The following is a 16,090-nucleotide window of genomic DNA, read 5'->3' as shown; positions in this document are numbered from 1 at the left end:
GGCCGTCCCGAAGGGGATGCCCGGTTGGACAAGGCCGCACACGACTTTGCCGCCCTCCTGCAGGAAGGGGCCATCAAGGAAGACATCGACACGCTGTTCATGGGCCTGACCGAAGCCGAGGCCGTGAAACTCTTTGCCAACACCTACTTGGCCTTGCGGGTATCCTACTTCAACGAGTTGGACACGTACGCCGAAATGAAGGGGCTAGACACGAAGGCCATCATCAATGGCGTAAGCCTTGACCCACGCATCGGAAGCCATTACAACAACCCTTCGTTCGGTTACGGCGGCTACTGCCTGCCCAAGGACACCAAGCAACTGTTGGCCAATTATCAGGATGTTCCGGAAAACCTCATCCAAGCCATCGTGGAAAGCAACCGCACGCGTAAGGATTTCATTGCCGACCGCGTGCTGCACACGGCCGGTTACTATGACTATTACAACCGTGGCGACTTCAACCCGTCCGAAGAGCGGAAGTGTGTCATCGGCGTGTACCGCCTGACGATGAAGTCGAACTCGGACAACTTCCGCCAGTCGAGCATCCAGGGCGTGATGAAGCGCATCAAGGCCAAAGGTGCGGAGGTCATCATCTACGAACCCACGCTAGAAGACGGCAGCACGTTCTTCGGCAGCAAGGTGGTGAATGACTTAAATGCTTTCAAGAGCCAAAGCCAAGCGATTATTGCCAACCGGTATGATGCTTGTTTGGATGATGTGGAGGAGAAAGTCTATACACGAGATATTTTCAGGAGGGATTGAATATCCCGTAATTTAAGAATTGTTTCAAACAAGTTTACACTTAATCAATTATGGCAAATCGAAAAGGAACAAACAAATCTGCTGAAAAAACAAAACTTGTATTGGAAAAAGAACTTTTCCATTCAGAACTTTCAGAGAGGATAGAAATTGGCAAAAAGTTATCTTTGATGAAAGCCTCTGTTCCAAATATTCCTGATGTTTATAGAGGATATGGTTATACAATAAGGAAAGCGAGAACAGAACTGACAGAAGAACAAGAAAAATGGATTTCAGAATTCAAACAATGGACAGATTACAATAGCGAACTTTTAAAACAAGCGTTTGACATCCCCAACAATGAATACCAACGTGGTTACATCAACAGTGGCCAATGCCTGATTTTCACAGGAAACGAAAATCTCGTTCAAGCATATCAGGACGAACTTAAAAGTAAAATCGAATACTTGGAAACACTGGTTCTGAAAATCCCATTATTACCCTCTCTTACCGTACAAATAGAAAGGACTGAAAAGGAAAGTTTCCATCCCGATTCAAGACGCGTTTTCATTGTACATGGACATGACACGACCATAAGGTCACAAGTCGAATTGTTTATCAAAACCTTAGGATACGACCCCGTTGTCCTTTTCAAGCAGCCCAACGCAGGGTGTACCATCATTGAGAAAATCGAGCGTGAAGCCAATGATTTGGCCTTTGCCATAATCCTATACACTGCGTGTGATTTAGGAAATGACAAGCCACATGCCGACGAATATCTGAATCCCCGCGCCCGGCAAAATGTGGTTTTTGAACACGGTTATATGTGTGCCTTGTTGGGAAGACAGAACGTATGCGCCTTGGTGGATTCTGAGGTGGAAATCCCCAGTGACATGTCCGGTATCGTATATGTGCCGTTTGACGACAAGGGGGCATGGCAGATTGCTGTCGCCAAGGAAATGAAAGCAGCCGGGCTTGATGTGGATTTGAACGAGTTGGTATGACCGATAAACTTAGTTTCAAACCGTAAGCATCCCAATTTAGCGAATTCCAATATTTACTACTGTAACCAAGAGAGTTGAACCGCTTTTAGCCATGAACTTATCTAATTCACAAAAGAAAATCGTCTCAAATGTAGCATGGTCTTTAGGAGGCAAGGCCATCAATATGGCAAGTGCGCTTTTCGTTGGAATATTGGTCGCCAGATATCTCGGCCCGGAAAGTTATGGCCTCATGAACTATGTAATTAGTTATGTAGCCATTTTCTCCATTATTGCGACATTCGGCATGGACAACATCGAAATACGTGAGCTGTCCCAGCAGAATGACAAAAAGGATGCCATCATGGGGACATGTTTCAGCCTGAGAATGTTTTTTGCTACAACAGCTTATATCGTCATTGCCATATCTTTGTTTTACTTCCAAACAGACAAGTTTACCTCCCTGATGGTGTTAGCTTATGGACTGACCCTGTTCACCGGTACTGGGAATCTATTGCGTAACTATTTCACATCCATAGTCCAAAACAAATATATTGTAAAATCTGAAATGTACCGTACATTCGTCGGTGCAGGAATCAAAATCCTGTTGCTTTGGATTAAAGCGCCTTTGGAATACTTTATTTATGCACAAATATTTGATACGGCATTGGTTGCAAGCGGATATTACCTTAGTTATAAATCCACTGTTGGTTCCATCCGAAAATGGTATTTCGACAAGACTTTAGTGCCTTTTATCCTAAAAGAATCATTTCCCCTCGTCCTATCTGGGGCAGCTGTCATCATTTACCAACGCATAGACCAAGTCATGATTGGTGATATGATAAACAAAACAGAAGTTGGTTATTTCGCCACGGCTGGAAAGTTCGTAGATCTGATTGTATTCCTCCCTATGGTTTTGGTGCAGACTGTCACCCCGATGTTGATAAGGGAGAAAGAAAACAAACCGGAAACATACGAAGTTAAAAAGAAGACATTCGTAAGCATCACCACATGGACGGCTATCATCATGTCCGTAATGGTCTCATCGCTTTCTTATTGGCTCATCACATACACATACGGTATGCAATATACTCCAACTATTCCTGTTTTACAAATCATGGCGTTCAAGGCCGTAGGGATAGCTCTGTCTTCCGCCGGGGGGCAAATCATCATCATGGAACACATTCAAAAATGGGCTTTCATACGAAATATCTTAGGTTGCATCCTATGTGTATTGCTAAACTATTTCCTAATTCCACAATATGGAATCATCGGTTCTTCATACGTCACAATAATCACGGTTTTGTTCACCGGGTGTTTCGCAAACCTGTTGATTCCCGCCTACCACAACGTCATGAAGCTACAACTCTATGCTATATTATTAGGTTGGAAAGAATTACGCTATTTCAAAAGAATGATAAGAAAATGAAAAGTTATATCGGATATTCCACAAACCCCGACATCAGATATAAAGCCACGTCTGGAGGAATAGGAACAACCATTATCAAATGGTTATTCGACAACAAACTTATTGGTACATCCATATCTTTCGAGTTTGACCCTATTACACTAAGATATGTTCCTAAAATAATTCACTCATTTGATGAATACCAAATTTGTGGTTCAATTTATCAAGAAATAGATTTAATCGGATTTGTTAAATCGCACCAAAATGAAATAAAGGGAACACTTGCTTGTTTCGCTTTACCTTGCCAAACAAAGGCCATAAAATCAATTTGTGAAAGACATGGTCACAAAGTATTCATAATCGGGTTAACTTGCTCTTCGCAACAAACACTTGATGCAACCAAATATTTATTAAAACGAATCAATATAAAAGAACAAAATGTCTGCCATATCCAATATAGAGGAAACGGATGGCCAAGCGGAATCACAATAAAGACAAAAGTCAACAAAAAGACCTTCATAGCCAATAACGCTTCCATTTGGAATAGAATCTTCCATTCACGCCTATTTATTCGTCCAAAATGTTTCATGTGTAAAGACACATTAAACCAACATAGTGATATCGCACTCGCAGACCCATGGCTAAAAGAATATATATCATCAGAAAAAATCGGCATGACTTTAGCCACTTGCTTCTCTGAGACTGGAAATCACATCCTAACTCAAGCCCAAAATGATAACTATATTCATGCAAATGAAATCTCTTATCAGCAAGTTATATTATCCCAAAAATCCACATTGGACAGAAAAGAAAGTTATAGACACCACCCTGACAGAATAAAGCTCTTTCGTCAACTTTGTACAAAACCCTGGTATAGATTTTTAGTGCTTGACATAGGCTTATTATCGCTTCATTGCAAAATTAAAAATTGCTTTGAGAAAACAATGCTTTTAAAAGAAAAACGAAAATAAAACATTAAGAATATATCAACGACTAATAATAATCCTATGCAAACAAAGAAAACAAGGATAAGATGGATTGACAATGCCCGCGGAATTTGTGTTTTCAGTGTTTTATTGGCACACTGCAAATTAGAACACACTTATCTACAAATGATTTACACGCCATTCTTTTTAGCTCTATTTTTCTTCTTGTCTGGATATTTGTTCAATTGCCACAAGGACATCAAAACGGATATTTTGAAATTGGCAAGGAACTTAATCATTCCATATTTCCTCTTGTGTTTCCTGCTTGCCTTCATCGGACTCGATAACTGGAAGGCATTACTCAATGGCAATTACGATATCATCAGCAATCGAATACTCAGGATTGTATATGGTTATGACTTGTGGTTCGTTTCATGTATTATTATGGTGCAATTGTATTTCATTTTGCTCCACCATATTTACATGAAAAACTTAAAAAGCAAAATTGCAACAGCAATAATACTGCTGCCTTCAGTTTATCTGATAAGAAACACTGTATCATATACCTGCCCTTACTATTGCGACATAGCTCTTTTTGCATTGGCTTACTTTATCGTAGGAAATATAACGAAAGAATTCACTGATGGCAAAGCCATACAAATAAGCAGGAAAACAGGGATTTCCTTACTTATATTATATATCTGTGTAGATTTTGCCTTACAGCTAAACACAAACATGGAATTTCATTTTGCATACAATTATTACAACGCCCCCTTGCTATTCATCATTCTGTCACTTATTGGAATAATTGCCATTTGTGCTATTTCATGCTTATACCCTTGTTCTTTTTTTGAAAGGCAAGGAAAGAATTCATTAGCTTTTTTTGCCTTTAATGGAAAGGCTTTGGCTATAACAATGCTTCTGTTCAGGCATTTTGAATTTTTAAATGGAAGCCAATGGATTTATCCTATTCTATTATGTACTGTACAATCATTTATCTTACTCGGAATATCATCCCTCATCAACAAATACGCCCCTTTCCTAGTAGGTAAAAAGAAAATATAAAAAAATCATAACAACATAAACAATGAAAATATTACTTTTAAACCAACCTGTATACAACCGAGGTGACGAAGCTGCACACAGAAGCCTTATCCGCACACTCAATAAGAATGTACCCAATGCCTCTGTCATGATTTTGCTTGAGAACGTGAAAGAAGGAACTATCAAACAAATCAAAGTAGATAACCCACAAAACAAATATATCAACATTAACACCAATAAAGGATATCGCAAAAGCCGCATATTTTCTGCTTGTTCGGGCATGATGTTCTGGAGTCGTATTATTCCCAGTAACCGGAAACTAATACAATACATCCAAGAAGCAGACATAGTGCTTTGCGCCCCTGGGGGAATCTGCCTAGGCGGATTTTATAATTGGTCGCACTTGTATAACATGATGTTATGCAAGCATTACAATAAGCCCGTCATTTACTACTCACGCTCAATAGGACCATTTAACCCTCGAAACATATTACAACATATCTTCTGCACAAGAGCAAAAGAAATACTTAAAAAGATGGACTTCTTGTCATTGAGAGATGCCCGAAGCATGGATTTGGCAAACAAACTTGGCATAAAATACATAAAATCCATTGATTCCGCCTTTTTAGACACGCCCAATGCCACATTACCTGACAGTGTCAGGACAGACTTAGGCAAACAAAAATATATCGTGTTTGTACCCAACCAACTAACATGGCATCCGTCATTCACAAACATGCCACAGGACGTTATTGACAAATGTTACCTAAAAATGATTGACATCATAATCCAAAAGACCAACTATAACATCGTCATGCTCCCACAGCTTTATAATGCAGGAAAAAAGAACGATTACCTATACTTCAAGAGGTTAAAGAAAGAAACGGAAAATCCATCACGAATCATAGTATTTCCGGACACATACAGTTCTGACATCCAACAAAATATAATTAAGGATGCCCAAATGATAATAGGTACACGTTACCACTCTATCGTGTTCGGTATCAACAACCGTATTCCTGTAATCGCATTAAGTTACGAACATAAGATAGCAGGCATGTTGGAAATCTTAGGCATAAAAGGACGTTCATTTGAATTCAATACGGAAGCTTCCATACACAAGTTTGATTTCGCCAAATTTGAACAGGTAATCACCGGTAACCAACCTTCGAGAGAAAATTTGAAAGAATACGCAGACCATGCACATGCCATAGCCATGTCTTGTTTCTCAGAAGCGTCACAACTTTTACAATAATTATCAATATGCCTGTCGTTGTTGCTTTTTCTATATTTCATGTTATTCTTTTTATATTGGTTTCTTGCTACAGGAAAGATAAAGCATGCCTTCGTTATATAATGTTCATATGGATGCTTTCATCCATATTTTCCATTATATTCTATACAGCCTCGCAAGAATATAATAAGATTACAATAATTCCATACATCTTTTTCGCCACATGCCTTGCTATTTCAATCATTCCATTTGGATATATCGATGATAGATATTCCACGATTACGATAAGAAACAAGTTCTTTTTTGAAAGAATAATCTTATTTTTCTGTTTAATCTCCATCATACCTTTTTTTGAAAACGCCATCCATCTGGTAAAAACATTTAGTTTTGACAATTCGGACGCACTCGCGACATTGTATGCAGACAAAATGGAAGGCGATTTCAACAAGCAAAAAGTAGTGAACTGGTATTCCCCCGTTGGAAAAATTTGCAATTCATTGAATCTTAAGTTCCAATATTGCTCCCTTTTTTTATTATTCCTTTATCTCGGATATGGAAAAATCAACAAATATAAATTAGGGGGACTTTTAATGGGATGCGTCAACCCGGTATTATACACACTATCGCTCTCTGGACGATCTGCCGTAGTCTTCACCTCATTGAATGCCATATTTACATACCTGATGTTCCGGAATTATATTAAGAACAGGAATTACATAAAAAGAATAAAGGCAATAGCAATAGGCATCTTTTCCATTTTCATATTATTGTTCTCCATCATGACATTTGCCCGTTACAGCATGAGCGAAGGTGCACAAACCGTGTCCTTGTTAGGATGGATTTCCTTATATGCCGGAGAAGGCACGCTTAATTTTAACCAGAACATGTGGCATACGCAAGCTTTCACCGAAGGGGATAACTGCTTTGCTTTCATTAAATATATTTTAGGCATGGACACTTTTACGGACTTTTTGGAACGCCGAGATTACTGGGGACCTAAAATGGGAATATCTCCCAGTAGATTCTATACCTTTGTTGGTGACATGTACTCAGATTTTGGATATTTTATCATCCCGTTCCTGCTGACCCTCTCATTCATTCTGAAAAAAGCAATATTTAAAAAACATATTATCGCATCTAACAAGCTCTATATTCTCTACGTTTGGGGCATGCTATGCGTTACGGGATTTACATGCTTTACATACAAGACTTTTAGTAATAGCTTAGACTTGTTTACTGGGTTCCTCATTATCTGGCTAATCAATTCATCTATTGGGCTAAAGAACAAAAATGACATATTCATCACCCCACAATACTTTATCAAATAAAATTATGGCAAACAAAAAAGCAAGAGTCATAGCTTATTACTTACCCCAGTTTCATCCGACTCCTGAGAACGACAAATTTTGGGGTAAGGGTTTTACGGAATGGACAAACGTTGGAAGAGCCAGACCGCTTTTCCATGGACACTACCAGCCCCGTATTCCTGCCGATTTAGGATATTACGACTTACGAATGCCTGAAATCCGAGAACAACAAGCCGAGTTAGCACGCGAGGCCGGTATAGAAGGATTCTGTTATTGGCATTATTGGTTCGGGGGAGGAAAAGAATTGTTGGAACGCCCTTTTAACGAAGTCGTGGAAAGCGGCAAGCCTGATTTTCCTTTTTGCCTAGGATGGGCAAACCATACATGGTCCACCCGGACTTGGACCTCATCAAAAACGGGATACAAAGAAACCATCATTGTTGAAATGACCTACCCCGGAGACGAAGACCATATTTCACATTTCTATAAATATTTGAATGCCTTTAAAGACAAACGTTATATCAAAGTAGATGGCAAGCTTTTGTTTGTCGTATTTGCCCCTCGGGACTTTGTGGACTTCCCACATTTCAAAGATTTATGGAATAAGTTGGCTGAAAAAGAAGGACTGAAAGGTTTCCATTTCGTTGGACTGACAGAAAATTTCAGGCTACATACGTCAGACGGTAAAATAAGGAACGTGTTTTCCCCAAAAGATGCCTCTGGGGATTATTATAACCATATTTTATCGTTAGGCTTTGATGCGGTAAACTCACGTGGAGGAAATGGCGCACAAGCAAAATCCGACTCACCGTTGATTTATTATTTAAAACGGTTCATACAGACCAAGCTACACATTGACTATGTATTACATATTGATTATGCTAAAATCATAAGAAACTATTATGTAGAAAACGACAAAATGGAAAACATATATCCAACCATTATCCCGAATTTTGACCGTAGCCCACGTTCAGGAAAGAAGACAAATAACATCTGGCACGGTTCTACTCCGAAACTATTTGGGAAAATGGTCGAGCAAGCACTTGACTTAATAAAGGACAAACAAGACGAGCACAAGATTTTGTTCTTACAGAGTTGGAACGAATGGGGAGAAGGAAATTACATGGAACCGGATTTAAAATTCGGCCATGGTTACATTGATATTTTGGGAAAACTCGTAAAATAGAACCTATGGTGACCTTAAAAGAACTCAGGCAAGACTTTCAAGCTTGGTGCAAATGGAAAAATATTCCCTCCGGAACAACCTCATTCTTACTTCTGTTCTTCAAATATGCGGAATACAGAAGGCTCATTGATTTCAGATTAAAATCCGGGGGACTCGGATGGATGAGAATATTCACATACCCCACAGCCTACCATTTAAACTTATATATAGTTTGCAAAAAAAATAAAAACGGGGGGGGGTATTGGAGGGGGGTTGAGAATAATGCACGGTTTCAGCACTATGATTCTTGTGAAAGAAATGGGCATGAACTGCATGGTTAACCAACAAGTCACGATAGGATGGGCAAATGGAGGAATCCCTACTATCGGGAACAACGTATGGATTGCAGCCGGAGCAAAAGTACTCGGCCCCATAACAATTGGGGACGATGTCATAATCGGTGCAAATGCAGTAGTCGTAAAGGACGTGCCGAGCCATAGCATCGTTGCCGGTGTGCCTGCAAAAATAATCAAACGGAGGAATCACACAAACGAGCCTTGGGTATTAGTAGATTAAAAGCAATTTTACTCTTTTTATGCCCTTTAAAGATACAATATAACAGGAAACAAACAATGAACGGAATAATTATTATCGGTTGGATAAACAAAGGCAAACCTGCCGATTGTGGGGAGACAATGAAGAACCAACTGATGATACAAAAGTTGGAAGAACTGGGAGTGAAGTGCAGATGTGTAGACTTCAAGAACTGGAAAAGGCATCCTTGGGTGTTTTTACAGCTGATTTGGAATTTGGTAATACATAAAAAAGACACCATCATATTCTCGACCAGTACGGTAAACGTGTACCCGATGATGAAGTTGATGAAAAAAGTGAAATGGAAACAACCCACGATTCATTGGGTTATAGGCGGAACTCTCGGTGAAAAAGTCAAAAACGGCATATTTGATAAAGACATAATCGGTTATATGGACTGGACGATTGTTGAGAGTAATCTGATGGTACAGCAATTGACCGATTGTGGCGTAAAAAATGTTTTTCAACTTCCAAACTTTAAACCTATCACCTATTACCCCAACATAAAGGAACGCATAGATGAATGGAAAAAGGAAATAACACGCCCGATACGTTTCGTATTTCTTAGCAGAATCATGAAAGAAAAAGGTTGCGATTACATTATTGAAGCTGCCCGGCAACTCAATGCTACGGGATTTAAAGACAAATATACCATTGACTTTTATGGAAAAATCGCTGAAACCTATGAGACTGACTTTTTCCAAAAAATAGAACCCTTACAAAACGTAAATTACCGAGGTTTCCTTAACCTACAAAACGAGAAAGGTTACGACAAGTTATCCCAATACGACCTGATGCTATTCCCAACCTATTGGAAAGGTGAAGGTTTCGCAGGGGTGTTTATTGACGCGTTTATAAGCGGTGTCCCTATGATTGTCACAGATTGGGCACACAACAAACAGTTTATGACTGAGGGAGAAACCGCTCTTTTCATTCCGGTACATAACACCCCTGCATTATGCGACAAAATGAAAAAGTGTATTGAAGGATGCTATGACATAGGAAAGATGGCCTTGAAGTGCCAACAAAACGCAGAAACCTATGACGTAAATAAGGTAATAACAAAAGAACTGCTCAAAAAGCTCAATTTGGTATAAATGACGAACATTCCAAAACGATAATTATCCAAAATCATAAAAACAAACGTATATGATTAAGATTTCAAAAGCGGCTACAAATATTCAGCCATCCTTGACTAGGAAATTATTCAATATGGCCAAGGAATATGAAGATGTGATTGATTTCACCTTAGGAGACCCCGACATCCCGACCCCAACCCCAATCAAAGAAGCCGGATGTAAAGCTATTATGGAAAACAAGACGCGTTACTCACAAAACGCAGGCCTGATTGACTTACGCCAAGCCATCGCAAATTACATATTCAAGAAAGAACAACTGACATATTCTCCAGAAAATGAAATATTGGTAAGTGTTGGTGCTATGGAAGGCCTATACCTCTCATTGTTAGCTACTATCGACCCTGGAGATGAAGTTATAATACCTGCCCCTTACTATGTGAATTATAAACAGATGGTTGAGATGTGTGGCGGCGTACCGGTTATCGTGGAAGACTATGACCACATCAAAGAATTCAAATGTTCCGTGAATAAAATCAAGGAAGCAATAACACCCAAAACGGTAGCAATCATACTCAATACACCTTGCAACCCCACGGGCAAAATATTCAGCCAAGAATTCATCTCCCAAATTGCAGAAGTTTCAAAAGAAAAAAATCTTATGGTGATTACCGATGAAGTATATAAAAGCTTGGTATATAATGGGAATATGCGTCCCAAAAGCATAGCATCGCTCCCTGATATGAAAGAACGGACAATTTTTATTAACAGTCTTTCTAAAGAATTTTGTATGACAGGATGGCGTATAGGGTATGTGGCGGCCAACCGGGAAATAATCACCGCTATGACCAAATTGCAAGAAAACGTAGCTGCCTGTGCTCCACTGCCATCACAATATGCGGCAATAGAGGCATTGCGCACAGATATCGATTACTCCACGGAAATGGCTACCGTTTTCAAGAACAGGAGAGACGTTTTGATGGAAACGTTGAGCCGGACAAAGAAAATAAAACCTGCAACAGTCGATGCCACTTTCTACGCGATGATTGATATCAGCAAGACAGACATGAAATCAGAAGAATTCGCGTATGAATTACTCAAAAGAAAACAAGTGGCAGTGGTTCCGGGAATAGCATACGGAAAGATTTGTGATGACTTCATACGTATTGCATTTACATTAGATGAATCCAAAATACGTGAAGGCATGAATAGACTGGTTACGTTTGTTGAAGAATTAAATTAAACGAGACATGAAAAAGTGGTTCAAAACCTTATGTGAAGATGTGATAACATTTATATCACCATACATAAAAAACGATGAAACTTGGATTAGGTTTACTTATTTCCTAAGCCATCACAGAAGTGTTAATCTCAAAACTCCTAAAAGGTTCAACGACAAATTGCAATGGCTTTTGTTGAACTATCACGATTGGTCATACACCGACATGGTAGACAAATATAGAGTAAAACCAATCGTTGCAAAAATCATTGGGGAGAATCATATCATACCTACTTACGGGGCATGGGATAGTTTTGACAAGATTGATTTTGATTCCTTACCAGACCAGTTTGTACTCAAATGCAATCACGATTCGGGGGGTCTTGTGATATGTACAGACAAATCAAAATTAGACAAGTATGCCGCCAGAAAGAAAATCATGAAAAGCCTAAAGAAAAACTTCTATTATAGGACACGTGAATATGCTTACAAGAATGTCAAACCGGTTGTTCTTGCAGAGAAATACATGGTAGATGATACAGGATGGCAGTTAAAGGATTATAAAGTTTTCTGTTTCAATGGGGAACCAACCTACATAGAAGTGGACTATGACCGATTTGTGGGACATAAGCTCAATGTGTATGATTTGAATTGGAATTTTGTGGACTTCTACATGACTTCTAAAAATGACCCGAACGCAAACATTAAAAAGCCTGCAAAATTTGACAGCATGATAGAAATGGCTCGCAAATTGGCAAAGGGCACTCCTTTTGTTCGTGTCGACTTTTACATAGACCAGAATGATGAAATATTCTTTGGTGAAATGACATACACTCCCGGAACCGGACATATACACTTCACCCCAGACGATTGGGATTTTAAATTGGGGGAACTTCTTGTCTTGCCAGAAAAAAACGTATAAGCCAATGGAGGTATTTCCAACAAAAACTCCTTATTAGGCATGTTTTGTCCACATACTTTAATATGGATATACAACATTTTGCAAATGCTACAATTAACACAAAGACTAATGAAGAAAATCCTCGCCGTCGCCTCTATCGGAGGCCATTGGGTACAACTCCTCCGCATTGCCCGTCCTTTAGAAGAACGCTATGAAGTGGTGTACATGTCAACCCACCCTAAATGTAAATCCATGGTCGGCACTTGCCGGTTTCATACCATGATGGATTTCAGCCGTTGGAATGCTTGGAAAATGTTACCGGCTTCCTTCAATATTTTGGGGATTTTGCTCAAAGAACGCCCCACTGCCATCGTCACAACAGGTGCGGCTCCGGGACTGCTTACCATTATTTTAGGCAGAATGACCAGAACTAAGACCATCTGGATTGACTCTGTAGCCAATGTACAAACCATGAGTGCTTGTGGAAAATTAGCACGTAAATTCGCAACCCACGTGTACACCCAATGGCCGGGTCTTGCTTCTGCACAGGTGCATTATGCCGGAAACATCTTTGGTGATTAAAGGCAAAACCGCCCGTTGCTCCCCCGTTCTTTGACTTATTGTTACTTTAATATTTCCCGATTATGATATTTTGCACTATCGGTACTCAGGCCCCATTCGACCGTTTCGTGAAAATCATTGATGAAGTGGCCGCGCATTTGGATGAGGAAATCATCGCGCAAGTGTACAAAAGTGAATATGTGGCTCAAAACATCCGTACCATAGAATTTTTACCGCCCGATGAGTTTAACAAACTATTCAGCAAGGCACGCCTCATTGTGGCCCATGCCGGTATGGGTACTATTATTTCCGCCATGCGCCAACACAAGCCTATTATAATCTTTCCACGCATAGCCGCATGGGGTGAACATCGCAACGAGCATCAGTTGGCCACAGCCCAGAAGATGAAAGAACTCGGCTATGTGTACGTGGCAACCGACGCAAAAGAACTAAAAGAGTTGTTGACAACCCGGAATCTAAGACCCTTGCATGATTTGGGAGATATTGCAAGCAAAAGTCTGATAGATGAATTATGCAAGGTCATAGGATAGTATGACTCGCCCCCACAGTCATCTTCGCGATTATCAAAAGTACATCAAAACGCATGTACTTGAAGCTTGGAAATCGCACAAAAGCATCATGCTCCAGATGCCAACAGGTACGGGAAAAACCCATCTGTTGGCATCCATCATTTATGACAGCCTGAAAGAGGATGGGAAACGGTGTGTCTGGATTGTGGCACACCGCCGCGAACTGGTGGAGCAGATTGAGGAAACCATGGAACGATACGGCATCCCAAGCATCCCGAAGGAAGACGGAAGGGTAAGGGCCATGTCCATCCAATGGCTGTCGCGTCATCTCGCTGACTTTCACGAATCCCCAAACCTTATCGTCATTGACGAGGCTCACCATGCACTGGCTAAAACGTATAAGGAGTTGTGGCTACGTCATCCTGAGGCAAAAAAATTGGGCTTGACGGCTACCCCTTGCCGGATGAGCCGCAGGGGATTCACGGACTTGTTTGACGAACTGGTTACTTCGGACAGCATTGCCGATTTTATCCGACAAGGATGGCTGTCAGCTTTCGACTACGTATCCATCCGTCCGGGCAGCAAATCCCAACGATTGATAGAAAACTTGTCAAAACGTGGGGCGGATGGTGATTTCCAAACGAAAGAAATGAACGAGGTGCTGAACCGCAAACCCTGTATCGAACAGCTGTACGAAAGCGTACGGCAATATGCCGATGGAAAGAAAGGCATCGTGTATGCTATCTGCATCAGCCATGCACGGAGTATTGCCGGTTTCTACCGGCAGCGTGGAATAAACAGCGTGGCGATTGACAGTAAGACTCCTACACGGCAACGTAAACAACTTATAGAAAATTTCAAACGGGGCAAGATACAAGTATTGGTGAATGTGGATGTATTCAGCGAGGGTTTCGACTGCCCGGACGTGGAGTTCATACAGATGGCCCGCCCTACCCTTTCGTTGGCCAAATACTTACAACAAGTAGGGCGCGGACTGCGGAAAGCAACGGGTAAAGACACTTGCATGCTGATAGATAACGTGGGTCTGTACCGCCTGTTCGGACTGCCCACGGCCTACCGGGACTGGAAGGCCATGTTTGAAGGACGGTTGGCCGGAAAAGGCTACCGTACAACTTGTAAGAAAACGGAATACTTGGCTGCAAAGCAAGAAAAAGCCCCAACGGGATGCTCCAATGAGCCGCTCGAAATGGTCATGTCGCATGAAATATTATGGGATTACCTGAACAAAAGCAAGTCTCCCACGGACAATAATACTCCACTACAGGAAAAACTAAAACCGTTCAAAGACCGCCAAAACGGTCTCTGGGGATTAAAATGCGGGCAGACCATCACCGCAAAAGCACAATATTCCACTTTGTTCGACGTAAAAGATAATCTTGCTGCCGTACAGTTCGAGGACTGCCGCACAGCTATCGTAGACAAGAACGGAAGAATACGGATGAAAACCGACAGGTACAAGCGTATGAAATTCTTGCCGGACAACATCGTGGCCGTAACAGACCGGAATGACAAAACGTCCTACATAGATTTAAGGTGCAACCAATACTACCCGGACAAGCCGATTGTAATGAAATTCGGCCAAATAGAAATACTCCAAGTAGGCCGCATGTTCTACAGCCGTACGAAGCATGCCTATGTGAACCGTTCGGGCATCGACCGGCACGATTTTTTTTCAAGGGGCTTCTATCTGCTCATTTACGATCCTTTCATCACTCCCGAATTTAAATATGTAGAAAGCACGGAAGACTCCTTGAACAAGGACTATGTTTGCATATTGGAAAATGACGAGGATAGCTATTATCGGTTTTGTGGAAAACTGCCAGACGGAAGCATCGTGATTGCCGACGGAGAAGGAAGATACTACCATGCAGAAGCCGGTAAAGAAAAACGGTATATCGCCTGCATGACTCCCGAGACGCAAACGGAGAACTTCAAGGCTGCTGTATCAAAACTGATGTCCGAAGCAAGAGAATGTGCCGCCCAAAAGCAAGCGGACAAACAACGTACGCAAGAAAAGAAACAGAAAGAACGGTTGGCCACCTTACAAAACGCTGTGCCGTTCAAGTCCGGACTGAAATGGGGACTGAAATCGGGCGAGCGTATCATCGTACCACCCATCTACCGCCGTATCCAAAAGCCGATAGGCAACTATTGCGCAATGGAAGAAAACCCGAACCAGTGGGGTATCATCATGTTGGACGGGAAAGTCGTGGTAGAGGCCCGATATATAAACGTGGAAATAAAAGACAACGGAACGGCCAACCTGACAATCATACCGGGAAAGACAAAAACCATAAAATTATAGTATTTTCCTTTGGTATTACTTTGATTTCTTACGATAAATCCGTTCCTTTGTATTGGCATAAACCCTAAAACAAGATTCTTATGG

The 16,090-nt window shown here is 40.9% G+C and carries 15 protein-coding genes; all 15 read left to right on the top strand.

Annotated elements, in window-relative coordinates; translation table 11 throughout:
• The coding region (locus HMPREF9442_RS06830) for a UDP binding domain-containing protein (protein WP_008626768.1) at positions 1 to 759 on the top strand (759 nt) is incomplete at its 5' end.
• 50 nt (positions 760 to 809) lie between these two features.
• A complete protein-coding gene (locus HMPREF9442_RS15335) occupies positions 810 to 1,739 on the top strand; it encodes a TIR domain-containing protein (protein WP_008626754.1) in 930 nt (309 codons plus the stop codon).
• Between the two features lie 91 nt (positions 1,740 to 1,830).
• A complete protein-coding gene (locus HMPREF9442_RS06820; RefSeq protein WP_008626753.1) occupies positions 1,831 to 3,144 on the top strand; it encodes a flippase in 1,314 nt (437 codons plus the stop codon).
• On the top strand, positions 3,141 to 4,094 hold the full coding sequence (locus HMPREF9442_RS06815; protein WP_008626752.1) for a Coenzyme F420 hydrogenase/dehydrogenase, beta subunit C-terminal domain: 954 nt from the start codon (positions 3,141 to 3,143) through the stop codon (positions 4,092 to 4,094). Before HMPREF9442_RS06820 ends, HMPREF9442_RS06815 begins: the two co-directional genes overlap by 4 nt.
• A gap of 36 nt (positions 4,095 to 4,130) precedes the next feature.
• Complete coding sequence (locus tag HMPREF9442_RS06810) at positions 4,131 to 5,114, top strand: acyltransferase family protein (RefSeq protein ID WP_008626751.1); 984 nt, start codon at positions 4,131 to 4,133, stop codon at positions 5,112 to 5,114.
• A gap of 22 nt (positions 5,115 to 5,136) precedes the next feature.
• Positions 5,137 to 6,348: a polysaccharide pyruvyl transferase family protein gene (locus HMPREF9442_RS06805; RefSeq protein ID WP_008626750.1), complete on the top strand. Its 1,212-nt coding sequence runs from the start codon at positions 5,137 to 5,139 to the stop codon at positions 6,346 to 6,348.
• A 113-nt stretch (positions 6,349 to 6,461) separates the two neighbouring features.
• The gene (locus HMPREF9442_RS06800) at positions 6,462 to 7,655 is read left to right on the top strand and encodes an O-antigen polymerase (protein WP_172634394.1); all 1,194 of its coding nucleotides are present in this window, start codon (positions 6,462 to 6,464) and stop codon (positions 7,653 to 7,655) included.
• The gene (locus HMPREF9442_RS06795; protein WP_253271053.1) at positions 7,618 to 8,820 is read left to right on the top strand and encodes a glycoside hydrolase family 99-like domain-containing protein; all 1,203 of its coding nucleotides are present in this window, start codon (positions 7,618 to 7,620) and stop codon (positions 8,818 to 8,820) included. The genes HMPREF9442_RS06800 and HMPREF9442_RS06795 overlap by 38 nt, the downstream gene beginning before the upstream one ends.
• A 303-nt stretch (positions 8,821 to 9,123) precedes the next feature.
• Positions 9,124 to 9,375: a serine O-acetyltransferase gene (locus tag HMPREF9442_RS06790; RefSeq protein ID WP_253271052.1), complete on the top strand. Its 252-nt coding sequence runs from the start codon at positions 9,124 to 9,126 to the stop codon at positions 9,373 to 9,375.
• 293 nt (positions 9,376 to 9,668) lie between these two features.
• Positions 9,669 to 10,490 (top strand): glycosyltransferase, encoded by an 822-nt coding sequence (locus HMPREF9442_RS06785; RefSeq protein WP_157183530.1) that lies wholly within the window; start codon positions 9,669 to 9,671, stop codon positions 10,488 to 10,490.
• 52 nt (positions 10,491 to 10,542) lie between these two features.
• Positions 10,543 to 11,712 carry a pyridoxal phosphate-dependent aminotransferase gene (locus tag HMPREF9442_RS06780; RefSeq protein ID WP_008626743.1) on the top strand — a complete coding sequence of 390 codons (1,170 nt, stop codon included), beginning with the start codon at positions 10,543 to 10,545 and terminating at the stop codon, positions 11,710 to 11,712.
• Between the two features lie 7 nt (positions 11,713 to 11,719).
• The gene (locus HMPREF9442_RS06775; RefSeq protein ID WP_008626741.1) at positions 11,720 to 12,610 is read left to right on the top strand and encodes an ATP-grasp fold amidoligase family protein; all 891 of its coding nucleotides are present in this window, start codon (positions 11,720 to 11,722) and stop codon (positions 12,608 to 12,610) included.
• A gap of 108 nt (positions 12,611 to 12,718) precedes the next feature.
• Positions 12,719 to 13,171 (top strand): oligosaccharide biosynthesis protein Alg14, encoded by a 453-nt coding sequence (locus HMPREF9442_RS06770; protein WP_040602754.1) that lies wholly within the window; start codon positions 12,719 to 12,721, stop codon positions 13,169 to 13,171.
• A 62-nt stretch (positions 13,172 to 13,233) separates the two neighbouring features.
• The gene (locus HMPREF9442_RS06765) at positions 13,234 to 13,701 is read left to right on the top strand and encodes a glycosyltransferase (RefSeq protein ID WP_008626737.1); all 468 of its coding nucleotides are present in this window, start codon (positions 13,234 to 13,236) and stop codon (positions 13,699 to 13,701) included.
• Between the two features lies 1 nt (position 13,702).
• Positions 13,703 to 16,006, top strand: coding sequence for a DEAD/DEAH box helicase (locus tag HMPREF9442_RS06760; RefSeq protein ID WP_008626735.1), 2,304 nt, complete (start codon positions 13,703 to 13,705; stop codon positions 16,004 to 16,006).
• The last annotated feature ends 84 nt before the right edge of the window (positions 16,007 to 16,090 follow it).

The organism is Paraprevotella xylaniphila YIT 11841, from assembly GCF_000205165.1.
GTDB classification, from domain to species: Bacteria; Bacteroidota; Bacteroidia; order Bacteroidales; family Bacteroidaceae; genus Paraprevotella; species Paraprevotella xylaniphila.
Note: the sequence above shows the minus strand (reverse complement) of the source record. Positions and strands in the feature narration are given on the sequence as shown.